This is a genomic window from Bacillus sp. BR3(2024), assembly GCF_039134555.1.
Taxonomy (GTDB): domain Bacteria; phylum Bacillota; class Bacilli; order Bacillales; family Bacillaceae_G; genus Bacillus_A; species Bacillus_A cereus.
In genome coordinates, this window is sequence record NZ_CP152438.1 from 240,657 (window position 1) to 266,723 (window position 26,067).

Here is a 26,067-nt window from a genome sequence, read left to right on the forward strand (position 1 = left end):
AATAATTAAGACACAGTTATATAGTGAATAAGCCTAGTTAATCCTTAAAATAGGCTCTTCTAATATATTGCTAAACCATCTTAAAGGTTTTCACTGGATACCTTCATAAAAACATAGATAATCAGATAGTCTTGCTTCTTTTTACTGATTTGAATGTCCTTTATGCTCCCTTCTTTATCAATTATTCACTAGAGATAGTTAAACCCGTTTCCTTTAAGTTATAGACCGTATAGCAAAAAAATGCTTAAAATATTAAGAAAATAATCGATTTTTTATTATAAGCACATATATTTTTTTAATCTTTTTAAATTCAAAATTTATATATTGATAAATAATTAATGGAATACCCGAAAAGGAATAATTTACCTTTTATTGGTTAGAATGATGTACGAATCTATCTAATAAAAGGAGTTGGTTTTATGTGCCAAAAGCACAGCAAGTGTAAATGTAGTTTTGTTCCACCATCTATTCTATCTAATATGGCTAGATCCGGAATTGATGGAACACAATTAACAATTAAAAATAGTAGAGACTCTAGGTTAAAGAGAAAAGAAAAAGACATTCATGTGTTGGAAGTTGAAGCTGGAATTAGTAAAAATCCATCATTAGAATTTTCATCAAATGAACAAGCGCAACGTCAAGTATACGATTGTGAAAATCAATGGGAATTGCGTCATAAAATGGTTCGCGCTGAAGGTGATCCTAATACCGCAGATGAAATTGTTAGTCACGCATATGAATATGCAGGTCTTGTACGTGATTACTTTAAGAATGTTTTAAATAGAAATTCCATTGACAATCGTGGATTAGATTTAATTTTAAATGTTCATTATGGTGTGAATTTCTTAAATGCATTTTGGGATGGAGATGAGATGGTTTTTGGAGATGGGGATGGTCAAATCTTCATTAATTTCGCAAACTCTAAAGATGTGATTGGTCATGAATTAACTCATGGGGTTACACAATATACTGCAAATTTAATGTATGAAGGCCAATCTGGAGCTTTAAACGAACATTTCTCTGATGTTTTTGGAACTGCGATTAAACAATATTCTAATAAACAATCAGCAGATGATGCAGATTGGTTAATAGGAAATGATATTATGGGTCCTAAATTATTTGGAGAAGCTTTACGTTCAATGAAAGCACCCGGAACAGCTTTCGATAATCCTTTAATGGGGAAAGACCCTCAACCAAGTCACATGAATAATTACTTTGACGGTCCTGCAGACAATCATGGTGTACATATTAATAGTGGAATATTCAATAGAGCTTTTTATCTAGTTGCAATGGACATTGGGACGGAAAAATCGGCTAAACTATGGTATCATGCACTACAAAACCTTTGGACAAACGCAAATTTCAAAGATGCCGTACAAATATTAGTTAGATCTGCACAAATCCTTACTAAAGATGGAGAATTGCCGTTTGGTACAACACAGACTGTACGTGCTGCATTTAGAGACGTAGGACTCTAAATACTCATTTATTGAAGAATTAAGAATGGAACAAAATAATACTAGGTGGAGAAAAACTTATGGAAATTAATTTTACCTCTCATGGAGGATTTGCCAATTTACAATTAGTTTATAATGTAGAAACAAATAAATTACCAACAAAGATTTCAAAAAAAATACAAAATATAATAAATAAATATCAAATTTGGGAAATAAACGATACTATTACTGAAAAGCACACTTCCCTCCCGCCTAGTATTTTCTATTACGAACTATTGTTAAAGGAAAATGATAAACAAAAAAACTTTATCTGTAATGATTTAAATGCCCCTGTAGAACTTCGTCCCTTATTAACATTTTTACAAGAACTTGCTATAAACCATAAATTAGATTTACAGTAAAGTATAATTGTATTGACCAATACATACTTACAAATATTAAATAAAATTCATCTGAAAATAGTCCAGTATAAAATTAAAAAAAGGAATTTTAATGCACGTACTAATAACTATTGAACTGAAATAACTCCAAAGAGACCTCTATAAATGATCTAAAAGCCTTCCAACAAGTAAGCATAGTAATAACAATCTAAGTTGATGGTAATGGAAATGTACTGGTACTTACCTACCCTTCCATCGCCTACAATGGAATTCTTGCTGATTTGTTGACAGTCAATCCTGGTCAATTAAATTAACCTTATCAAGAATTTATCTAATGAATGTAGGTGAACATGAGTTAAATCTCGCCCTTGGTTTATCCCATTCAAATGTTCGTGATGCACTTATGTTTTCAAGTTACAGTATGGCTCTTAGATCATTAAATAAGGTTGATACAGGAAGAATCCAATCTATTTATTGTCTAAATACCTAAATCTTATTATTAAATTATTAACAATGCATTAAAGGAATATACAAATAACATTATATTTTATCAGCTAATACCACCAAATCCTTTGGTTACAGAGATTCTTACTGTTAAATTACAATTCACATAAGTGTTAATAGGATTTTATACGCATGTGAAATTCCTTATTCTATAAGTATTGAATTACCTATCTAAAATAATATATTTAATCTAACTTTGAAGGACACAATTAATGAATGAATTATCTAAGCTTAACTATTAAATTCTTATGAAAGGACTAATATATTATGACAAAAAATAATTCGAGTATTCCAGAAGATGATTTTTCGACCTTATTCGTGAAAGAAAGTGAACAAGTGGAACTTCTTAATGAACTTAATAAAAATAAAGAAATTATTGGAAAAGATGCAGGGAAATATTTAGATTTGGACTTGGAAAAACACATTTTAGCAACCTATTATGCAGCAATTGATTTCGAGGAATTAAAATCAAATGAATTATTCAAAGCATTACAATCCTTGTTAAAAAATACACATAAACCAGTTAAGTATAACCCTACACAATATTTATATAATTGGGTGGATTTGCAAGAAGACGGAAAATTAAAAAGTATCTACTCAGGGAAGATACGAAACCCAGAAGACATTATTGCTGAAGACTTTGAAATACTCACCAAACGAAAAAATGAATTAAATTTACTTCTTGCTAATCACTCATTAACAAAAAATGAATTAAAAACCCAAAAAAAGCGAATTGAAGAAAACAATAAACTGAACTGTGAACATGTAGTACCACAATCATGGTTTCATAAACAGGAACCAATGAGAGGTGATTTACATCATTTATTCGCATGTGAACCATCCTGTAACTCATTGAGAAGTAACTATCCTTATCATGATTTCTCAGATTATGAAGGAGGTAAAGAACTGAAAATTATTAGACAAGAGTGCGGAAAATTAGAGGAGAATTTATTCGAACCTGAATATGCTAAAGGCATAGTGGCTCGAGCTACTTTATACTTTTTACTAAGATATCCAGATGAAATTACAAACGATAAAGAAAAAAATATAGATATTGAATTATTACTTAAATGGCATGAAGAATTTCCAGTAAGTATATATGAACGACATCGAAATCAAAGTATTCAAGACACCCAAGGGAATAGAAACCCCCTTGTAGATTTTCCTAACTATGCCCGTAAAATTGATTTTTCATTGATTTTATCTTAAGTTTTTGCATAATTAAATAAATATTAATTAAAAAACTTACTACTTACTCACTTACCTTTTTTAAGCAGAAGATTTTTAACAAAATTAACCAAACACAAACTTTTTAATAATAATATACAGAAAAACCATATAGCTTAATTATTTCTACAGTTTTTATTTATCTAAGTTTTTATAATAAACTTGAATCTATATGCCATTTGTGGTTGTTTTGCAAAATTACAAAAAGCGTAAATGGGTAAGTAAATAGGAAACAATGTTTAGAAATTAGCAAGTAATTGTTGAAATTCCTTAAACATTGAAAAGGCGGAGTCTTTTTGAAGACTTCGCCTTTATTTAGATATAGCATGATCGATCACGATACCTTTTGAAGAAGATTTAAAAAACTGTGTATTTGGCAAAACTTCTCTTTCCATGTCTATAATCCTGTTCAACAAGGTTGTTTAAATGTTTGATTGTACAGTGCATTGTAGTTTGAAAAAATCCTTATTTTTCTTCCTTTGTTATATGCATAAAGGAATGCGGGCGCATTGTTTCTATTAAGAACTGTTTGTTCTTTTAAATGTTTTACAAATCATTCTATTAAAGCATAGACGGCCTGGTGTTCCGGTTTTTCACGTAGTTAAATATCCCAAATGTGTGTCCATCTTTATCAATTGCAGAATAGAGGTAACAATACCATCAATTAACCTTGGAATAAATCTCTTCCAAATGACAAAATAATTGTGCAGGTATATTTTTCACTTTCCAATTTAGATACATTAGTTTGCCATATTCATGAATCCCTAGCATGTTGGCTTTTGGGCGAACTGAAATAACACACTTTTTCAGGAATTCAAACACATTGTAATAGATTAAAGAAAAACGTCAGTAGCAACCAACAACCACTAAAATAAATTTTTCGGGTGATTTTTCTTTAAAATATCTCATGCCTTATTCTCCATATTTCTACTTTAAAGAGTATATCTTCATCTGAAAAACTATGCTAAAGAACCATAATTAGTATAGTATTCCAAATATTAATTATACGTATCTTGATTGAACTAAATGAACAAACCAATTTTTGTCTATACCCGTTCCAGGGCAGCTTTTAGGTGGTAGACCATTGATTAAACATTCTCTATGAAAAAGAATTTTTGCACCTTTTTGATAAAAATAACGTGTAATTTTTATTACAGTGTCTAATTGTTTATCTTTTAATTGGTCAAAACCTAAATCAAAGTTCCCTACCATTTCTAACATAAATGGATGGTCATTATCATTTCCATTACAACCTTTGGCGGAAATTGGTTTTTTATTTATATTTCGTCCTGTTATTATTTTACCATCTGGGAATATAGTAATGTGTTGAGCGATATCAGGAAAATGATTTATTTCTGTATGAAATTTTTTCATTTCATTTTGTAGGTAATGATGATTATTACCTTTAAAATGACTATGATTAGGTACGTAAGTATGATGAATATGTATACTTGAGAGTTTTGATTTGATTTGTATACTTTGAAGCCACCTAACGAATTCATCTGAATTATTAAACAAAATTCCATATAACCAATTTCCCATGTATAACTCCTTTCTCTATTCATAATATTTTTAGTTGTTTTTCGAATAATCAATATATATGCCGGTTCAATTCTAAAAATGTCAAAGTTAATTATTTGATTTATTTCAAAATAAATCCATTGGAAATGTATATTTTTAGTAGCTTTTTTAAATTTTTTTGTTATATATTTTTAAATCCGGAGCGTTTATACTACGAAATTCACAAGAGGAGTACCCTCATGCAAACTCCTCAGAGATCACATAAGAAGCGTATTTTTTGTTTAATACATATATTCAATAATAGTTGTAAAAAATATGAAGGATTTTAGAAGTTTTATCAATCTACAATAACTAAGGAGAGAAAACATATTGCAAAAAATAGCAGTTGCAATAATCCACGGTATAGGTGAACAAAAAGCTGAATTTGCTGATAAAATGATTGAAGAAATAAAAAAACGATTTGCAAGTCACCTTAATCATATAATTGATGATCCTACGTCACAGTTAGCATTTAAGCCAATACATTGGGCAGAACTATTCGCTGAAAGAGAAAATAAACTTTTTCAGACAATTGTGTTGAATAAGAATTTACACTTCAATGATTTAAGAGATTTCATTATTCATTATTTGGGTGATGTAATTGCATACCAACCTGTAGAAACAGCCAAGCAGAATTATGAAAGAGTACATGAAAAAATTGAACAGAATCTAAATGACCTTGTTAATGTAGCCGGAGAAAGTGCTCCACTTTGTGTGATCTCGCACAGTCTAGGTTCTGTTATTACAAGTAACTACTTCTATGATTTACAATTCAAAGTAAATCATAAAGATTTAGAAAAAAATAATTTATCACCTTTAGAAAAAGGAGAAACCTTAACATTATTTTATACATTAGGAACAACATTACCACTATGGAGCTTAAGATACTATAATTTTAATCGTCCTATAAATATTCCTTCTGCAAACCTTAACGATTTTTATCCAGGGTTACAAGGTGAGTGGATCAATTTTTATGATAAAGATGATGTATTAGGTTATCCATTAAGAGATATTGATGAAACTTATGCAAAAGCTGTAACTGAAGACAGAGAAATTAATGTAGGAAATGTAATCACAAGCTGGAATCCATTAGCTCATAATGCATACTTTATAGACAATGATGTAATCAATCCAATAGTAGAAGCTTTAGTTCGGGTATGGAAGTATGTGAATAACGTGTAGGTTTTATTAACCTCCCCCTCTTTCACTTTGTTTAGAACTGGGGATTCCTAAGTAACGTGTTCGATAGAACTCTAATTTATCAGGCTATCTCTGCAGCCCTTACGGTTAAGAGCCTTATCGTTTCATTACTATTCTTTATCTGATGTCGATTCATCTCCTACATGCTGTACTGGGCCATGATGATCCTTCGCGTTCTAGAGGAATAAGTTTTCTTAGCTAAAATGATAAAAATATTTTTGATACTCAAAAGCGTTTTTTTAACTTTTAGCAATCTTATAATTGGTGAAAGTAATAAATATAATTGGATTATATTAAAGGAAGGTTTTATTATGCAAAATACACTTACATCCGAATTGCCACGAATAATTTATGCCGAGGCCTCCGTTCACTCCATTGGTGGTCAATCCATATTCACAACTTCAAAAAACATTACAAGTGCAACTGTTGAAAAATTTTATTCTGATAAATCTAAAATACAAAATGCTGTTGAAAAATTGAAGAAACATGGATTTAGAGTACTAAACGTAGGAGAAACATCGATTTCAATTGCTGCTTCCCCTTTAACTTTCGAAAAAGTTTTTCATACTAAAATTGTAGCAAAAGAACTAAAGGTACCAGAAATAACAGGACAAACATCTACAACCATACTAGACTCAATAAATTCGAATATGCTAGGTTTAATTGATACAAAAAATAGTGAATTAGCAGATGTATTAGAGGGCATTGCTATTAACGAAAAAGCGATTTTACATACACCATCAATGGGAAACGTAGAAAATACTAATACCTCTGGAATAATATCTCCTAATCCTCCTAAAAAGGATTATTATTACCTAGAACCTCCACACGATTTGATTAAACTTCTCTTAGCAAAAGAAGCGCATGATATTGGGATTACTGGAAAAGGAATAAAAGTTGTAATGGTTGATTCTGGATTTTATAGACATCCATTTTTTCTTACAAGGCAATACCATATAAATTCAGTTATTTTGGGTCCTGATACCTTTGAACCAATACATGACGAAACGGGGCATGGGACAGGTTGCGCTGCCAATATTTTTTCTTTGGCACCAGAAGTAGATTTAACTGTAGTAAAAATGAACATGTTTATGGCAATGGGTGCTTTTGAAAAAGCAGTAGAACAAAATCCTGATATTATCACTTGTAGTTGGGGATTTCCCACACCACCAAATGCGTTAACAGCCCAACAAACCATTTTTGCAGTTAAAATAGCGGATGCAGTAAAGAAAGGCATTACAGTTATCTTTGCCAGCGGAAATGGAGGACAACCATTTCCAGGGATGCATCCAGATGTCATTTCTGTAGGAGGTGTTTTTGTAGCAAAAGACGGTTCTATGGAAGCAACACCATTTGCCAGTGGTTATAAAAGTGAGATTTACCAAAACCGTCAAGTCCCTGATATATGTGGTTTATGTGGTCTCCCACCAATCGCTGCTTATATAATGCTACCAGTCGATCCTGATGAAAAATATGATCGTGAAAGAGCTGAAATAAAATATCCACTAGGTGACGAGACTTCACCTAGTGATGGGTGGGCAGCTTTTAGTGGAACTTCAACTGCCGCACCACAGATAGCCGGAATATGTGCTTTATTAAAACAAGTAAATAAAAAACTAACTCCATTGCAATTGCGAGACATTTTAAAAGAAACTGCTAGAGATGTAATAAAAGGTCACTCCCAACAGAATAACCCTGCTCAACCAGGGCATGATGTTGCAACAGGGTTCGGATTAGTGAATGCTTCTAAAGCTGTAGAGGTTGCAAAGAGTATGCAGTAAAACAAAAAAATTATATACAAAGCATACTTTCTAATAAATAAAAAATTAAACTATTAAAAACATGTATTTATGTGTTAACTTATTCCACACTTCGACTTTATATCAACAAGATACATTCAATCTTTCCTTAAAGGTTACTGAATAGGGCCTTTTAGGAAAGATTTTTTCTGTACATTTGAAAAGTTTACTACTTTTATTGGAAACTATTTTCCTCTTAAAAATGTTAGTAATTTTCCACCGTTTATTATACCGATGAATTCTTAACTCATCCCTTGACGTCTTGGCTTTTAAATTACAATTTCTAAAAATTCCAACGCCTGTCCTAGCCTTGATTAAACAAAAGAATAGTCATAGTGAATAAAAAATCTATAATAAATTTCATATTAGATATCGTTTCAAACATTTTAAATACTTTTTCTTTTCATTTCTTTTGTTTCGTCTTTTAGATACTCACTATCCAAAGAAACAATATTAGCTACCCTTCAATCTCCTCTCAAACATGGGCTGAATTTCAATTTGTATTCATTTTCTTCATATACTATAATAAAAAATTACTACTAAATATACATATAATCAAGAATTGAGAACTCCAAATAAATTCCTTTGATTTTTCCGTTAAAAGAACATACTTATCTTTAATGATTTTTATCTGAGACAATGCAATATCCTGATTTTATATCAAGCAATTCAGCACTTTCAATTTTATTCTTTTGCTAAATCTAATAACCCATTACCTACTAACCGTTTAGAATAATTAAGAGTCGTTGTCCGTCTAATTAATTGAGCATAAATCTCATTCTCAGATAGTGTTCTATCAAATTCATTGTTATTTTCACAATGTTTAATAATTAATGCAGCACCCCCTGAAATATGAGGGGTTGCCATTGACGTTCCACTTAATTTTGCATAGCCTCCACCTATATAAGTTGACAAAATTTCTACTCCAGGTGCAACTAAATCAACATTCTTATTCGTATTACTGAATGTAGCCACCTTTTTTTCTAGATCAACTGCACCTACTTCTACAACTTCTGGGTAGCAACCTGGATAACTAAGCTCATCTGTATTACCGTTATTATCTCCTTCATTTCCAGCTGCACAAACAACTAATATACCATTATTCACCGCATTTCTTACAGATTGATGTAGTTCTGGAACATCATAAGGTCCTCCTAAAGACATGGAAATAACTCTTACTTTTTCTCCATTAGGCCCTCTCCAACTTACTGCATAATTAATTCCATTTATTATCCATTCATAGACGCCCGAACCATCCGCCCCCCCCAATACTTTTACAATAAGCAACTTAGCTTGAGGTGCTACTCCTAAAACACCTTTATTATTTTCTGTAGCAGCAATTGTTCCTGAAACATGCGTTCCATGTCCATTTAAATCTAAATAATTATCAGGATTGCTATTATCATCAGTAGTAAAATTTCTTCCTCCAATAATACGATCCTTTAAATCAATATGATCGCTTTGACATCCTGTATCTAGTACCGCTACCACAATATCTTTTCCTTTTTCACTTTTATCCCATGCTACCGGAGCGTTTATTAATTGTACACCTTCAGGTATTTCATGAACTTTATCAACAACTTCCAACACTTCAAATGGTATTAATCCTACTTCATTTTTCTTTACATCATTTGAGTTATTATGAATCATTTTTTACCCCGTTTAGTAAATTTAATTTTTAAGATAATCAAAATTAACAACAGCATTATAAGATTTAATATACAGTACCATATATAATGTGCTATATATTTTAGAACCTTTAACCCTTAAAGAACGCTACTTAGTCTCCCCCACCTCTTTGCAGATACTATTACACCTTTATGCAAATTGAGGTGGGGGAATTTTATCAAAAAATGATAAAACATTTTAAAAATATCAGAAATCAGATTTTTATATCTTCAGGTGATTCAATAATATGACCAATTAGACCTTCTACGTGAGCAATTGGATCGTAATTCCGTAATTCTCCAAAATCAAGCCCCGTTAAATCTTCAATTTTTAGCACAGGTACTTGATATGTTTTATATGCACCGTACGCATCTTCTAAATTATCAATTAAATGTTTTTGAGATTGTAAATACGCCGTAGCTGATAATTTCCCATCTTCCTTAACCATAACAGCTACTTTCCAAAATTCTGCAGGTATTTGTACGCCGCGATAAACTATGTCATCACTACGAAATACTGGTCCAGTAAAAACTGTTGCTTTAAATTTAAACTTTGAAGCTTTCTCTAAAATATAATCCTCCAAATCCAGCCATGTCTTCTGGTTAAGGTTTTTATGTTGAGGAGAACAATTTGTAAAATGGAATGTATCTCTTTCTGCTTTCTTGGCTAAGTCTCCCCAAACAGGATCTAACCTACGAACAAGATGCCCTCTGTCGATTTCATTTCTAGCGTACAACTCAGGTCCACACTGGTATTTTTGATCTATCCGTGAATCAAACACCCAACTATCATTCCGTCCCAGATCTACAAGCTTATTTCCATCAAGATTAACTACAGTATAATATGCTAATCGACGGGATTGACTCATGACAATTGAAAAGTGTGTATAATTTAGTATTCTCTCCCCATTTTTAAGAAGTGCTACATCTGTTTCAAGATCAGAACGTAATTTAGGATGGGGAACTTCATAATTATCACCTAAAAACTTCGAGTCATAACCTTTAGAGCCCTTATACCAATCTGGAGCTAGACTCTCTGAAGATAATATTTCAGAATTATCTTCAGCCAATTCCCACCCTTTTGCAAGCTCATCAAGTAGTTTCTTCTTATCATCACTTAAATTTTGTAACTGATTCATAACAAACTGAACTATACTACTAATACGTATACCCTCGTTTGCTATATATTTTGTACTATCTTTTGGATCCGGAACACCTGCATGATGAAGCGCGATAACTATCCATTCATCATTATATACAGCTGATCCAGAAGATCCTGGTTCAGTATCAGTTTCATAATGAATAAAATCATCAAATATGTCTAAGATTTTATTCTCTCTATTTGCTACCATTTTTGGCGCACCAGAAGGATGCTGAATTATTGATAAGTGTTCACCTACCAATATTCCGCCTTTACGTGATAGTAATGGTAGAAAGTTATAATCACTCAATTTTGTACCGTCAGCAGATGTTTCTTCTACGGCAACTAATGTAAAATCAAGTCTCTCATTTGTCATAAAGAAACGATTTGGTGCTAAACGAAAATTTTTTATCTCTTTTTCTTTTAAATCTAAACCCAATTCATAATCAAATTGTGCGAGGCTAAATAATGCATCGTCTTCATCTGTTAAAACATGATTATTTGTTAGTAGCAAAGAAGGCGATACAAGGAAACCTGTGCCATGTCCGCGAACCCTTCCAATTCGATCCCGAACCTCGATTCTACAGACAGGTTTAGCAGCTTTAAGTCCTGCTTCAAAATAAGAAATGGGAAATAAATCACTCGCACCAATTATACGCTCTATCGCTAATCCATCTCGTGGATTAATAATTGCTTTTCGAAAAAAAGCTCGTTCTGGTTTACTTACTTCTAATGGGTTTTTATACTGTAATTCATTCTGCAGGTTCTCACGCTTGTTTGAACGTTCAATATAACGATTCTGGGCTTGCTGTTGTTGCAAAGCTATTAAGTTTTGATTAAAAAGTAAATCTTTTTCAAATCCCATATTAGACATTTTTCATCCTCCTAAGTACACATTTCTTAACATTATTTATATTTTGCCCTTTTCTCTATTTTTATAATGCATTGGTAATATGAATTTTTATCCTTACAGTCTTAAAGATTTCGAATTATATTAAAAAATTCATGTAATCAAATTAATTGTTTTTATTTATTTTAAGGTTAAGTAAACTTCTCTTAATTACTTAAATATTCTTTTTCAAAGTAAACTCATAATGAGGGCATGATTATCAACTTGTGCAAATTAATGTTGAATTGAACTACCCCACACTTTCACTTCGTTTAGAAATGAGGGATTCTTAAGTAAAGAGTTCTATCGAACTCTAATTAATTAGGCTATTCCCGCAGTCCTTACGGTTAGAATCCTTATAGCTTCATTCTTTAAATTGATACTTGCGTTAACATCCCTATCATGGTGTGTAAAGCAAGAAGGGCAGTCTCATTTACGTAGGTTTAGATTTTTAACGTCTTTGTTTTGATATCCACAACAAGAACATAATTGACTGGAAGCATCCGCAAGTTTGCGAACAGACGACTGAATTGCAATACTATCCACTTCTTTTAGCAAAACAAACTCTTTCTTCATGGCAGGAAGTTTGGCAGAGCATGTACCATATATTTCTTTGTATGCGTGATCCCATAGGGATAGGAAATGATTGAATACAAAAAGAGAACATCCAATCGTGTTGTTAATTAGAATTGCTTGTACTCAATTTGGATAGATACGAAACTTATAGGCTTTATTAATCATTTTTTGATTCAAATACATTTCCGTATATAACCACTATAAACAGAACGTACATTCGAAAGGTGATAAAATAACACTTTATGTATGTCGAACAATTATGGTGGCTTCCTGCCATGCCTTGTTCGAATCCAATTCATCTCCCACCTACTCACTGGGTAAGGCCTCTTCACCACTCCTTCAGAAAGGAGTCTAGGAGACTTCTTGGCTAAAAATACTTAAAAATCCTAGTAGCTTTCTATTAACTCCAATAAAAGTAACAATATTTTTTATAATTTTAACTTGAATTAAACTAAAGAAATTAATAAAAACCGAAGAAATTATTTATTCCACGGTTTTATATTTTTTATTTTTTGAGTACTTCAAAATATTATTTCTAAAAATAACACTGTTCAGTTGCCTTTCTAACTTTCCATTGTTACTTATTGATTATAAAAAGTTAATCTCTGATAGTGGATAAAAGGCACGAATTATACTAACATAATCTATCCCTTGATCAGCAAGGTACTTGCTTCCCCATCTACAAAATCTTTCATTTGGATAATTTCTTATCCCACTACTATATACGATTAACATCGGTTCAACACTATATGGTTTGGTAATGTATTGATTAAATATTTCATCAACTAACTCATCAATTTCAAAAAATGTATTTCTACCATAATGATACGATTGATCAAACGAAGGAGTGCTACTGATTGTAAATCCTCTTTCCAAATAATGCGCATTATATATACGATTTAATACAAAAGATGTTATACAAATTATATTAGCTCTAAGAGCTTCTTTTGGCCATGTAGGGTATAGTTCTGAAGCAGCTACGTTTTTTATATATTCCCTAAATTCCACCTTATATCTTGGAGCCGAATCATTAGGATTTCCATCATGAACTATAATATATTGGGGTATATTTAAATTATGCGCATATGAAGAAAAAGCTGAAGGATTAATAAAGGACGACTGAATTTGTCTTTCTAAATACTGTTTAGTTAATGTATGCTGAGGTACATCAATAATTTCAATTGAGTGCAGCTCTTCTGTTCGATTAGCAGGAAGCATATCTACTCTTTGTTTTGCTGTAGTTCCCGCAAAGATTTGTACACCTCTAATTACTTTTACACCATAGTTAGGTGCTTCAATTGTAAGGATATATTCTGAATATGGTTTAGGACCTGAAGGATCCGAGGCATATTCTTTAGGAGGAGCTGATAGAGAAACGACACTTGTTAAACCAATGTCATTTGTTTGTAGTGTGGCAATAATTTGACTACTCTCATCTTGCTTACGAACGAATACCTTTGCACCTTTTATCGGTTTATCTGTATTCATTTCATAAACAGATACAATTAACTTACCAGTTGATGCACGATAAAAATTCTGTGTATCATAATAAGATTGTTGTCCATTCCAGAATGGACATGGTTGATAATAAAAATGCTGTCCTAACTCCAATGGATAAGAAGAATTTTCATTCAAATCTATTCGTCTCCCTTCTATCTTTGTTGATTTTTTCACTTCTTGATACTTTTGAAGCATCCGATAATTAAGGAAATGGATAGTACCTATTATTATTGTAAAATGATTGAGATTGCTGATAAGCGGACGAATTTATTATATTTTCCATGGAAGAAGAATTATTATACATTGGTTTTAGATACTGTGAAGGCATTTGTGTTTTAACATTTAATCCTGTATTAGTTTGCTGTGGAATTGAATTATTCGTTAAAGACGTCCGGGAAGTTCCCACAGTATATTGTATCTCTTCAAGAATTATCCATAGTTCTTTACGCACAATTCCTGTAACTGTAAAACTTTTAATCTTCTGAAATTCTTTCACTGATTTTTCTGTTCCAAGTCCAAAAGTCCCGTCTGATGCCCCTTCGTAAAAACCGTATTTCTTTAATAAATTTTGTAATTTTCTTACACTTTCCCCTTGACTACCATTCTGCAAAATAGGATAAATTCCCGGTAAATTTGTAACATACACATACATATCATTTAGTTTATTCCAAGTTACCTCATCCACAATTCCATTTTCAGGAATTCGAAACTGTTTTTGAAAAACTTTAACTGCATTTGCTGTATTTGAATCAAACATACCGTTTACTCTTACTTCAGGAATGTCTGTATATCTTAATCTAATATGGTATAAATACTTTTGAATAGTTTGAACAGCAGCATTTTGATCTCCTGGCTTTAAATTATATCCCGGGAATGAATCAATTACTTGAATAAATTCAGCTAAACGGACTTCGATGTTTTTATAAAAGTATTTCAAAATCTCTATATAATTCATTCCTTTACTAGCTAAGCAAGCTGTTCCCCATTGATAAAGCATGCCTGGTCGATTTGTTAATAAACAAGTTTGTTTTTTACCACTTCGATATTGTGTAAAAAACGGTGAATTTTCTCCATGTTTTGCAAGATATTGTTTAAATACCTCCTCCACTGCCTCATCGGTTTCTTCATAAGTATTTCTTCCGTGAACATACATTTGATCAAACTGTGTACTACTTGTGATGGTGAACCCTTTTCCTTTATAAGGATTTACATAAATTCGGTTTAATGTAAAGGTCATTATACAGAGTGCATTGGCTAACAACGCATCTTTTTTCCAATTCGGATAAACCTCAGAAGCAAGCACATTTTTCACATAATCTTTAAATCTCACCTTATATCTTGGAGCAGGCGTATTAGGATGACCAGCATGAACGATAACAAATTCAGGTATTACAACATCCTTATCAACATCTTCTCTTGTCTCTTGTTGTTTCTCAAGTTCTTTTTGCAGTTCTTGTTGAGATTCCTGCTGAGGATATTGTCCGATTAATGTATGTTCCGGAATATCAATTATTTCAACAGTATCCCGTCCGTCTGCTCCACTAATGGGGATAAGCTCCATTTTTTGAACAGCTGTAATATCTTCAAAAATTTGCGTACCACGCAGTACTACAGGTGCATAACCTGCAGCCTCGATGGATATAGCATACTCAGAATACGGTTTAGAACCTAAAGGATCAGTCGCATTCTCTTTAGAGGGTGTAGGTAATGCAACTGTATTAGTTTCACCGAATTCATTTGTAAATAAAGTAATAACATCACTTTGGCGGGATGCTATGATACGCCCTTCATTTGTCATTTTATAAATTAATACTTTTACACCCTTAATTGGCCTTTCCGTGTCTTTTTCATATATTTTTGCAAATATTTTGCCACTTGGTTGCCGAAAAGAAGCTTCCTGTCTTTCATCACTCGCCCTTGCTATAGAATATGGTGGTTTCGAACTCCCTGAAAAATATGGATGTGAATTATACAAATTCATCTCTCCTCTCTTTAAAATCCTATTTACATTAAAACTTTCGTATATAAACAAAATAAAAAAGGCCCTTTATCCAAGATATTATGCTCAACTCTATTTTTTGGAAATCATATAATTGCCTATTTTATCTAAAGTTTCTCTAAAATTTTCAAAAATTACATATGGACAACTCTATTAAAACTTCACCCTCTTCTGCTAGTCTATCCGAAATATCCCTTCGATCCAAAAGGTTAATATAGTTATACTTTTGCTACATACTATATAAATTAAATAACCTTATTTATAAAGATAACTTAATGTAATTCAAAACTATATTTGTCTTTTACAAAGAAATTTTTGAATAGAAGATTTAGATTAATTTATAAAAAAATTTTTATAGATTACCTCTCTTAAGTCTATATTTAGAAAATAGCAAAAAACTATTTATAACTATTGAATATAGTAATTTTCACTTTAAAACAAATTTAATTACAAAAATGTTACTTTTGAAAACCATGTAAATATAACAGAAAACATTTGCTATTTCTTCTTTTACTACAGGTGTCTGTCATATTAAAGTTTAAATCATCTATAAATAAGTAACAGCATTCTAAAATCCAGAGGTGACATATGGAGAATTTACCCACTATTAAATTAGGTTCTACAGGATATTATGTAACAATTCTTCAATTAAATCTAAGCGGTTTGGGAGTATACTATGAAAAACTTGCTATTACTGGTTTTTTTGATGAAAAGACAAATAAATACACAAAAATTTTTCAAGAGAAAACTAAATTAAATCCAAATGGAATTGTAGAAATGAAAACTTGGAAATCATTGTTTGAGAACGTAATATTAATACAAAAAAAGCTGCAAACTGAAGGCGTTTATTCGGGACAACTTGATGGAATATTCGGTATATCAACTATTCAATCCACACAAGAATACCAAAAGAAGCAAAATTTATACCTTTCTGGAGATATTACACCTAGAACACGCCACAGATTATTTAACCCTAATTCTAAAAATGAATTTTATGCTAGCTCTAGTCACTTAAACTCCTTACACCCATTTGTTAAGATGTTAGCTAAAGAGTTTCTAGAATTAACGAAAGCTAATGGTTTAGATGTTCGAATATATTCAGTGTTTAGAAGTTGGAGTGAACAGGATCAGTTATTTTCTTTAGGAAGATGGAAACTTGGTAAAAAGGTAACAAACGCTAGAGGCGGGGAATCATATCACAACTGGGGATTAGCCTTTGATGCTGCGCCATATATAAATAATTCTATCCCTTGGGGGGACATCAAAAAATTCAAACAAATGGGGTATATAGGAGAAAAACTTGGTTTAAGTTGGGGTGGGCATTTTACTAGCATAGTTGATTATCCGCATTTCGAATATTCTTTCGGATTAAGTTCTTGGGATCTCCTTAACGGTATTAAGCCTCCTATTTTAGATATATAGCTTTTCATGAAACTTAAATCACATCAATAGGTTTTCAAATCATAAAGGAAAAACATCCACTAGGAAAAACTTTTCATTATATATCGATTGATAATGGACCATAGGATTATGTTCAAAATGATCCATTACATCCTGTACCAGACCAATGAATTCATGTTGTTTTTCCAGTTGCTTCTAGTCTTTTTGTTTTAGCATGTAGTGGCACACGTTTAGAATAAAATAATTAATGAGGGTTTTTACTCAGGACTTTTTTATTAATGGACAATTTACTACATTCCAAAATTAAACATAACATATATGATTAATTCATCTAAATTGGGAGGTGAATTCATGTTTGAACCTATTCTGTACCATTATCTTAATAGATATAATCAATCTCCTTATGATTATTATAATGAGTATTTCAGGCAAATTGATCCTGAAGTAACTCGAATGATAAATCTTCTTAATCAAGCAAGACAAAAAGTAGGACTAAAACCTTTATCTATAAATAACCGCATAACTCAAGTAACCCAATTAAAAGTACATGACGTAGCTACTACTGGAATTTGTCAACATTACAGCCCTACCTTCAACGGAGACGAGGGTAAAATGTTAAAAGACGCAGGTATTTCGGGATTAAAACTTGGTTGGATCCTTTATTGCGGCCAACCTGGAACTGCTAAAGAGGCAATAAACTGGTGGATGAATATCAGCACCTTTGGGCATAGGGCGCAGATTTTAACCCCAGATTTTAATTACTTTGGAGTTGCGACTTCTGTATCACAAAACGGAACGCGTTCTTGGTCAGTAATCTTCCAAAAGGCATAGCAATTTCTGCTGCTTACTCCACCTCCTTCCTCACAATTTCCGCAATAACAATTGATAGACATTAACTCAGCACCTTTTGATTTCACAGCTGATGAAAACTATCTATATCAACTACACAATAATGGTCGTATCTAGAAGCATACATGTACTTCGCTCTCTGGCTGCCAGGAACTAAATAATAAACCAACAATGAAAAAACTACAATGGAAGGTAACTAGCTTTATCAATTTTATAAAAATGGGGTTATTAGTAGATATACATGATAGTTGCGGTGATACTAAACAATGTAGCCATTTCCACATAAAATTTAAAATTCCAATGAGTCTAGTTTTATATCCGATAAGATATAAATCCCCTATTAAAACTCCATTAAAAAATATAATATTAAAATAGACAGTTCTATTGAAAAAAGGCTAAAAGAATGCCTCCTGTATAAATACAGGAGGCATTTTTCATTAATTGCTTAAAGCGTTTATCAAAATTCTCTAGTTTACTTCAAATTTATTCTATATTTTCAACGGTTTTTAATAAACATATGACATTTCCTAGTAAAATTTTTTACGCTTCCTCTTAATTTCAATATTTTACAAACAAACCCTATACTTCACTACCCTAAATATTGAACTCTTATATTTGTTCTATATTGGAAGATAAAGTTAAAAATGGTGTTATTTACATGAAGGCAGGTGAATAGTTCACATGAATAAAATCGATATTGAAAGAATTGATCAAAGATCAGGTATTTGGGATTGGATTTTTGGAGGTACTACTGGAGGAACATAAGATTTAAAAAAGGTGTTTTAGAATTTAATTCTTAAAGCACCTTTTTTAAATCTTATATATTGAGGTGGTTTTTATCATGTTTTATAAAATAAAAGATATACATCCTGTCACTTATATAAGTGATACAGAAATTATTATTGGCAAAGATCGAAATTTTATGAGTGTATTGAAAGATAGCGATGGTTTTCTTAAAGAACTTCTTAATTTATTAGATGGAAATAAGAGCGTGACAGAAATTTTTAAAATATTACACTCTAAATTCCCTTCATTAACCAAACAAGATGTATGGGATACTATCAAAGATTTAACTAATTACGGTCATATAGAACAGTGCTTACCTAATCCTATTATAGATAATAATCGACATTTAACAAATCTTCATTTCTTTTCAAACTTTTCTTCTATGGATAATCCAGCAGGGAACATTTTAAAAGAATTACAAGAATTAAAAATTGGGATTATTGGTCTTGGGGGACTGGGAAGTAATTTATTGTTACAATTGGCAGGGTTAGGCGTAAATACTATTTATGTAGTAAATCCTGATAAAATTAAATATAAAAATTTGAATAGGTAATTTTTATATAAATTATCTGATATAGGTGAATATAAAGTGAAATCAGCTATAAATAATATCAAAGATTTCACTGATGAGATTTCTATAACAGGTTTCACAAAACGCATAAATAGTGTAGAAGATTTATTAGAGATATTCCCTGAGGACATTGTTATCTTAGTTTGTGCAGCAGATTCCCCCCCTATATATATTCAATTATGGTCTAATTTATTTTCACAGATAAGGAAATTTCATCGGGTTTAATCATTCTTCTGGCAACTGCATGTGGTATCATCGTGGCTAATCTTTATTATGCGCAGCCTTTAATTGGGGTAATTAGTAATGAAATTGGGCTTTCTAATAGTAGCGCTGGATTAATTGTAACGCTAACTCAAATTGGATATGTTGTTGGCTTACTATTTCTTGTGCCTTTGGGGGATATTGTTGAGAATAAAAAATTGATACTTATATTGTTATTTTCAAGTGCATTTGCACTCATTTATATGGTTTTTGTAAAAAGCGCAACCTTGTTGTTAATTGCTTCATTCTTTATCGGACTGGGTTCGGTCGCAGCGCAAGTGCTCGTACCTCTTGTATCATATCTTTCATCTGAAAATGTACGCGGTCGCGTAGTTGGCAACGTCATGAGTGGTCTGTTATTAGGTATTATGCTTGCGCGACCGATATCTAGTTTAGTAGCCGGTATGTGGGGATGGAATGCAATATTTGCTTTATCTGCTACTGTAATTATTGTTTTGGCATTTGTATTATCGAAAGTACTCCCTACTAGGAAACCAAAGGCAAAAACAAATTATACCACCTTACTTAATTCAATGTGGCAACTACTACGAACTACTCCAATTTTACGCCGTCGCGCCATTTATCATGCTTGTGTATTTGGGGCTTTTAGTTTATTCTGGACCACTGTTCCATTATTATTATTATCTAGTCCTGCTTTTCATTTTTCTCAGACTGCTATAGCATTATATGCACTTGTCGGAATTACAGGTGCAATAGCCGCTCCAATAGGTGGTCGTCTAGCTGATCTTGGCTGGACACGACCCGCCACTGGGATAGCTCTCACTGTTGTTATTATTTCTTTATTACTACCACTTATTATTCAAAGTAGTTCGCCCATCGGAATAGCTGTTTTAGTAATTGCTGCAATTCTGTTAGACATGGGAGTATCTGCAAACCTTGTGCTTAGCCAACGTTTAATTTTCTCGTTGAGTCCAGAAATTCGTAGTCGATTAAACGGGCTATTTATGGCTATTTTCTTTTTAGGAGGTGCTGTTGGATCCTTTATTGGAGGATGGGCATATGCCTTAGGAGGATGGAATCTAACATTATGGATAGGAATCGCTTTTCCGACCATAGCCTTGCTTTATTTTGCCACAGAAAAATAGTTCTATAATCAAATTATTTACGAATTGTATTGAGCTTTTGGTGCGGATTTCAAGTTTTTAAAGACTTCTAAATTCTAGTTAGAGAAGTATGAAATAGAAGTGATGGGACGTCAGGGGACAGGAAATCAAGAGCCAAAGATGGATGCCGGCTGCAAATGTATATTTTTTGGATCATCATGTAACAGAAAGGTACTTTCTATAAAAATGAAGTGTTTCTGTAGATTTTTTAGTACGAATGGCTCCAACTAAATCTTAGTGAACATTATTCGATTGAGGACATATCAAAAATTCGATTAATGTCAAAAGCTAGTTAACTCAATGTTAGGTGATTTTCTGTAAAAAGATTTCTACATTTCTTTGGTAACGTATCGCTCCTTTCTTACAAAAAACTGAACATTATTACAGCAAAAAGGTTCTTTATCAAAACATGTAGAATTAGCACGTATGCAGGTTTATATAAATGAAGAGGTGATTGTGTTGAATTATTTAACAAAATCAAAAAATTCATCAACAGGTTTGAGAAGGTATTTGGAATTCTATCCGTTAACTTCATTTTTTTTTATGGCATATGTATTCTCGTGGGTTGTATTAATTCCATTTATCTTGTCACAATGGGGTATTTTCCCGAAAACAAAAGTGTTTAATCTTTTCTTTTATGCCATGCATTTGTAGGTCCTATGCTAGCAGCGTGTATTATGTTCCGGATTCTTGAAGGCAAAGAGTCATGGAAAAAATTAGAAACATCATTCTAACTACTAAGGTCGGTTTGAAGTAGTACTTGTTTACCCTCATCGTTATCCCAGCTGCAATGTTTCTGGGGATGGTTATAGTAAATGGAGAGATACCTACTTTCCGTAACCTTAATTTTGAATTTTTTATAACCTATCTCTTCTCTTTTGTAGCAATTTTCTTTCTCGGTGGGCCTCTACCCGAGGAAATCGGATGGCGTGGTTTCGCTCTGCCTCGATTACAATCAAAATTGGGACCGTTAAAAGCTACATTACTACTTAGTGTTTTGTGGACTTTTTGGCATCTTCCACATTTCTTAACGGCTGCACAAAGGGGTGGCCCGGGTTCTGACCTTTCTCTTCTATATATTCATTTACCAATTTTTATTTTACTATGTTTGCCGATCTCAATTATTCTTACTTGGGTCTATAACTGCAATCACGGTAACTTATTTATTGTCATGCTAATTCATGCGAGCGTAAATACGTTTAGTTTAGTACAAACTCATTCCACCAACCCTGTTTTAAAGAATACGGATATATTTGTAGTGATAGGATTGGGATTTGTCGCTTTACTTATTCTTATTTTCACACGAGGCAATCTAGGGTATAAACAAACTTTTACTGAAGTAGAGTTCAGTAACAATGAAAATATAAGTAAATAAAAACAAAAATCATAGAATAATAGGTTGATGACAATAGTGTACAGACACACTGCTATCAAGTTAAAAATCATATTCTTCTCCAAAACAAAAAACGTCATTCTTTATTCAAGGTGAAATATAATTGTTTGCAAAGAGATTCTCCCGATATTTGGTATCATATACCTTGGATAAATTAGATAGAAAAATAGGATATTTTCAACAGGAAAATAATTTATAGCGGAAAGAATATAATTATATCGATTATAATAATGTGTTTTAATTTGTACCTTTAAGGAGGCGTTGTCAATGAGAAAATATTTCTATTTCATTGAGCAAAAAAACAAGAGGATAACGTATCACTAGCCCATAAACTACGTGGTTCCTCCTCAATATTGGAAGGAGAGTATCAGATTGAAGAAAATTTATTTAAAGGCTATTGACAAAAGTAATTGGAAAGAAGCAATTAGACTTTCTGTTAAAAAAGAACAACAAACATTTATTGCATCCAACCTTTATTCTATTGCAGAAGTTCAATTTCTAGCTAATTTCTATGCAAAAGGTATTTATTTTGATGAGAAAATGATAGGGTTTACTATGTTTGGGATAGACCCTGATGATAAAAATTATTGGATTTATAGACTTATGATTGATGAAAAATTTCAAGGAAAAGGTATAGGAAAACAAGCTATATATCTAGTTATTGATGAGATAAAAAGAAATAATAACGCAAACATTTCTATAATAATGATTGGATATGCTCCTGAAAACCTTACAGCTAAATTTGTATATAAAAAAGCAGGATTTATTGAAACAGAGTTATCAGCTTGGGGTGAACAGTTAGCTAAATATTCTTTGTAAGTACTTGAATTCTCCACAATGACTTGTAGACTTATTAAAGAAAAAAATCTGATAGTGGAGCATTATAAGTAGAATAGGATTAAACTTTTTTATAAAAGAATCAACTAACTGAAAATATTAAGAGCGTGTTTTGATTAACTTTTTTCAAAACACACTCTTTTCTATGATTATATATCAAATTTATTAGTATCAATTTGAATAAACTCCATTTAAAAGCAAAAACAATGTTCAAATAAAATTACGTCTAAATTGAACATACAGCCACAATTTGCTGTTTTCTAATCTCAAAGTTTACCTCTCCAATAAGTGGAAATAATAAACTATAAAGCATAATAATGCCATTTTTCCATCTTATTCTTCTTGTAGTTTGCGATAAGCTTTTATTATTTAATTTTGTTATTTTATAAGTATTCAGTTGCAATCCGGTCCTATTTGCGGTTCTCCTATTTGTACAATCTATTTATTTTGTGCAATCTTAGCACCTTCATATAATTTATCCGTATAATTTTTAAGGTCCTGCCAATTATCCTTTGCTGTATTCAGATCTGCTCTTATAATCTCATCAAACAAGTCTAGACTAATGTTGTCAACACTGTCAATCAATGATTTATATTTTTTCTCCACTGTCCCCCACTGAGTCTTTATATTTTCAAGAGCAGTAACAGCTGTACCAACTGTTGCAGCCATATGTTCCGTTTTATTTTTGGCATCAGTCAAAATAACTACTTCTGCCTCTGCTCCAGAAATTCTGGACTTTAATTGTTCTATTTCTTGTTGTGCAGATGCGATATTCTTGTCAGTAGTGACAATCAATGGTATACCAATCGGAGGCATAAATACAGATAAAGCTATATAGCCACCACGTTTATCATAGTTTTCTTTAATTGTATTATTACAATTCTCAATTCGTTGTTGTAGAAGCGGAATACCAGCGTTCGTACTTTCTAGAATATTCTCCAATTGATTAAAATCTTCTTTGAAATTTCTTGTATTTTCTGCTATTTCACCTTGAAAATTTTTCAATTTTTCTAACAGTACATCTAATTTTTGACTATTGTACAAAATACTATTGTACAAATTTTCTAGTTCATATTTTAATTTCTCTGTATCTTTTTGCTCTATAGCAGTTAGTAAAAGCTTATAACTTGCTTGAAACGTATCATTATAATTTACAATATTCTGATGCGTGTACATAATACGAGTTTTCAAATACATGAACCAAAAGTCGGCATTCTCTATTGCATCCCGTTGATGCTTAATCATGTTTGCTTGTAAATCACCATTTATAGAACTTATTTTACTTAAATCTGTCAGCTGTTGATTACTGATTGTATTGGCATATGAGTCCATTGTAAGGATATTTGCCACCATTTTTCCCATTACTTCTTTAAATTCACCTGGACCAAGGGAATAGTTCTTCAAACTTTCTTGCTGTTGGGACACAGTTTGTTCTGCTGCCAAAGTATGAAGTGGAATTACATTACTCGCTGCCATTCCCGTAATGATTGTTGACAAAATAATTTTCTTATATAAATTCTTATTCATCTTTTTCACCTACTCTTTCACATGCATCACATATTTTATTAAATTCATAAGCTTCTATTCTTTACTTCAAATGAATTACGATTATTGTAAATAAAACAACATATTAAAATAGAGATTCTCGTACTTTCTTATTCTATAATCTTTATTAAGTTTCATAACTATATAGGAAGTCTCCTGCTCAAACTTGAACAGGAGACTCACATTATGTGTTCTTCAAAAGAGAAACTCAGTATATTATATTTTTCATTACTTCGGCAATTTCTTGATGTAATATTATTTATTCAAGAATGAAATCTCACTACTTTGAATATTTTCAGCATACTTTCTAATCTGCTCCCAATTATCCTTCGCTGTATCCAGATCTGCTGTTATATCCATAGCAAGGAATTCTGGATCAACAGCTTTAGCACTCTTAATCAATGCTTCATATTTTGTTCCCATTCCATCCCACGCAGTCTTTATATTTTCAAGAGAAACAATAGCTTTATCAATTGTATCTGTTAAATTTTTAATATCACTTTGCACTATCGTTAACCTAGCTGACTGTAGTTGCGCCATTGAAATATTTTGTGTTAGCGTTATAATTTCTTCTTGTGCCTTGATTATCTGCTGCTGCGATGAAACTACTCCGTATATCCCACCTCCTAATATAGGTGCACCAATGGGCGCAAAAGGTGAAAGAATTAAATATGCACCAGCAGCAGTTGCAACCGACGATGCAATATAAATTTTGTTATTCTCATCGATTAATGCTTTATTTGTTTCGATTTGTTTCTGAAACAGTGGAATTCCAGCTTCTTGACCAGTTAAAATATTTACGATGCCTTCAGCATTCCCTTTTAAATTTTGTGTATCTTTTTCTAATTTGCCGCGAAAGTTTTTTAAATCCTCCACTAATTTGGTCACTTGATCTTTATTCTGTGAAATTTCACCATTCAACTTTGTAAGCAAAGCTGTTAGTTTGACTGGATCATTTTTATATTGTAATAAATAACGAGAATAATTTTGGAATTTTGTATCATAACTGATAATATTTTGATTCGTTGTAACTATCCCTGATTTCAAATTATTTAACCAGTATGTTGCATTTTCTCTAGTAAGATTTTGGTTGGCTTTAATGTCTGTTTTTAACTTATCGCCAACTGAAGGTAAACCATCCAAATTAATATCTGCTTGTTTAAGAATAGTTAAAGCATACAGGTCCATTACCAACATATTGGATTTAGTTTCCTTCATCGCATGATCAAGCCCTGTTGGTCCAAGGTAATAACTAGGGTATTTAAGGTCTTGATTTGCATAAATAGGTGCTGGTTCCTCTGCCGAGGCATATGATGGCATAATGCCACCCGCTACGATTGTTGCTATTAATGTAGATAAAGCCATTACTTTATAAGGTTTTTTCATCACATTTTTCTCTCC

At 31.9% G+C, this 26,067-nt stretch carries 17 protein-coding genes and 4 pseudogenes; 12 read left to right on the forward strand and 9 right to left on the reverse strand.

The window, feature by feature from the left end; all coding sequences use genetic code 11:
* Window positions 1-419: 419 nt before the first annotated feature.
* The 4 genes from V7S45_RS28595 to V7S45_RS28610 all read left to right on the forward strand — a co-directional run bounded on the left by V7S45_RS28595 (window position 420) and on the right by V7S45_RS28610 (window position 3,550).
* Window positions 420-1,478 carry a M4 family metallopeptidase gene (locus V7S45_RS28595; protein WP_000336537.1) on the forward strand — a complete coding sequence of 353 codons (1,059 nt, stop codon included), beginning with the start codon at window positions 420-422 and terminating at the stop codon, window positions 1,476-1,478.
* A gap of 59 nt (window positions 1,479-1,537) precedes the next feature.
* Window positions 1,538-1,858 (forward strand): protealysin inhibitor emfourin, encoded by a 321-nt coding sequence (locus tag V7S45_RS28600; RefSeq protein WP_025686814.1) that lies wholly within the window; start codon window positions 1,538-1,540, stop codon window positions 1,856-1,858.
* A 313-nt stretch (window positions 1,859-2,171) separates the two neighbouring features.
* A complete protein-coding gene (locus tag V7S45_RS28605; RefSeq protein ID WP_080478048.1) occupies window positions 2,172-2,327 on the forward strand; it encodes a matrixin family metalloprotease in 156 nt (51 codons plus the stop codon).
* Between the two features lie 281 nt (window positions 2,328-2,608).
* A complete protein-coding gene (locus V7S45_RS28610; protein WP_342762133.1) occupies window positions 2,609-3,550 on the forward strand; it encodes an endonuclease in 942 nt (313 codons plus the stop codon).
* A gap of 257 nt (window positions 3,551-3,807) precedes the next feature.
* Here V7S45_RS28610 and V7S45_RS28615 read toward each other — a convergent pair.
* Window positions 3,808-4,477: pseudogene (locus V7S45_RS28615) on the reverse strand (DDE-type integrase/transposase/recombinase).
* A gap of 93 nt (window positions 4,478-4,570) precedes the next feature.
* Window positions 4,571-5,110, reverse strand: a complete 540-nt coding sequence (locus V7S45_RS28620) for a peptidoglycan recognition family protein (RefSeq protein WP_025686816.1) — start codon at window positions 5,108-5,110, stop codon at window positions 4,571-4,573.
* 348 nt (window positions 5,111-5,458) lie between these two features.
* Between V7S45_RS28620 and V7S45_RS28625 the strand changes: the two genes are divergently transcribed.
* Entirely contained in the window at window positions 5,459-6,310 is an 852-nt protein-coding gene (locus V7S45_RS28625) for a chemotaxis protein (protein ID WP_088344693.1), read from the forward strand.
* A gap of 329 nt (window positions 6,311-6,639) precedes the next feature.
* Complete coding sequence (locus V7S45_RS28630; protein ID WP_342762134.1) at window positions 6,640-8,109, forward strand: S8 family serine peptidase; 1,470 nt, start codon at window positions 6,640-6,642, stop codon at window positions 8,107-8,109.
* A 702-nt stretch (window positions 8,110-8,811) separates the two neighbouring features.
* Here the strand turns inward: V7S45_RS28630 and V7S45_RS28635 are convergent.
* The 5 genes and pseudogenes from V7S45_RS28635 to V7S45_RS28655 all read right to left on the reverse strand — a co-directional run bounded on the left by V7S45_RS28635 (window position 8,812) and on the right by V7S45_RS28655 (window position 15,875).
* Entirely contained in the window at window positions 8,812-9,777 is a 966-nt protein-coding gene (locus V7S45_RS28635) for a S8 family peptidase (RefSeq protein WP_342762135.1), read from the reverse strand.
* A 232-nt stretch (window positions 9,778-10,009) separates the two neighbouring features.
* Complete coding sequence (locus V7S45_RS28640; protein ID WP_025686820.1) at window positions 10,010-11,809, reverse strand: DNA/RNA non-specific endonuclease; 1,800 nt, start codon at window positions 11,807-11,809, stop codon at window positions 10,010-10,012.
* 336 nt (window positions 11,810-12,145) lie between these two features.
* A pseudogene (locus tag V7S45_RS28645) lies at window positions 12,146-12,514 on the reverse strand (zinc ribbon domain-containing protein).
* A 474-nt stretch (window positions 12,515-12,988) separates the two neighbouring features.
* The gene (locus V7S45_RS28650) at window positions 12,989-14,035 is read right to left on the reverse strand and encodes a SpoIID/LytB domain-containing protein (RefSeq protein ID WP_025686821.1); all 1,047 of its coding nucleotides are present in this window, start codon (window positions 14,033-14,035) and stop codon (window positions 12,989-12,991) included.
* Window positions 14,036-14,102: 67 nt separating this feature from the next.
* The gene (locus V7S45_RS28655; RefSeq protein WP_025686822.1) at window positions 14,103-15,875 is read right to left on the reverse strand and encodes a peptidoglycan-binding protein; all 1,773 of its coding nucleotides are present in this window, start codon (window positions 15,873-15,875) and stop codon (window positions 14,103-14,105) included.
* Window positions 15,876-16,487: 612 nt separating this feature from the next.
* On the opposite strand from V7S45_RS28655, the gene V7S45_RS28660 reads away from it, so the two are divergent.
* The 6 genes and pseudogenes from V7S45_RS28660 (at window position 16,488) to V7S45_RS28685 (ending at window position 23,103) form a co-directional block, all read left to right on the forward strand.
* Complete coding sequence (locus tag V7S45_RS28660; RefSeq protein ID WP_025689625.1) at window positions 16,488-17,321, forward strand: peptidoglycan-binding protein; 834 nt, start codon at window positions 16,488-16,490, stop codon at window positions 17,319-17,321.
* A gap of 330 nt (window positions 17,322-17,651) precedes the next feature.
* Window positions 17,652-18,131, forward strand: a complete 480-nt coding sequence (locus V7S45_RS28665; protein ID WP_025689623.1) for a CAP domain-containing protein — start codon at window positions 17,652-17,654, stop codon at window positions 18,129-18,131.
* 940 nt (window positions 18,132-19,071) lie between these two features.
* Window positions 19,072-19,731: pseudogene (locus V7S45_RS28670) on the forward strand (ThiF family adenylyltransferase).
* Complete coding sequence (locus V7S45_RS28675) at window positions 19,698-20,873, forward strand: MFS transporter (RefSeq protein ID WP_342762157.1); 1,176 nt, start codon at window positions 19,698-19,700, stop codon at window positions 20,871-20,873. Before V7S45_RS28670 ends, V7S45_RS28675 begins: the two are co-directional and overlap by 34 nt.
* A 444-nt stretch (window positions 20,874-21,317) precedes the next feature.
* Window positions 21,318-22,266 (forward strand): annotated as a pseudogene (locus V7S45_RS28680) (type II CAAX endopeptidase family protein).
* Between the two features lie 390 nt (window positions 22,267-22,656).
* Window positions 22,657-23,103, forward strand: coding sequence for a GNAT family N-acetyltransferase (locus V7S45_RS28685; RefSeq protein ID WP_000725626.1), 447 nt, complete (start codon window positions 22,657-22,659; stop codon window positions 23,101-23,103).
* A gap of 456 nt (window positions 23,104-23,559) precedes the next feature.
* Here the strand turns inward: V7S45_RS28685 and V7S45_RS28690 are convergent, their stop codons facing one another.
* Both V7S45_RS28690 and V7S45_RS28695 read right to left on the reverse strand, forming a co-directional pair.
* Window positions 23,560-24,648: an HBL/NHE enterotoxin family protein gene (locus tag V7S45_RS28690; protein ID WP_242278781.1), complete on the reverse strand. Its 1,089-nt coding sequence runs from the start codon at window positions 24,646-24,648 to the stop codon at window positions 23,560-23,562.
* Between the two features lie 273 nt (window positions 24,649-24,921).
* Window positions 24,922-26,052 carry an HBL/NHE enterotoxin family protein gene (locus tag V7S45_RS28695; protein ID WP_000743455.1) on the reverse strand — a complete coding sequence of 377 codons (1,131 nt, stop codon included), beginning with the start codon at window positions 26,050-26,052 and terminating at the stop codon, window positions 24,922-24,924.
* Between the last annotated feature and the right edge of the window lie 15 nt (window positions 26,053-26,067).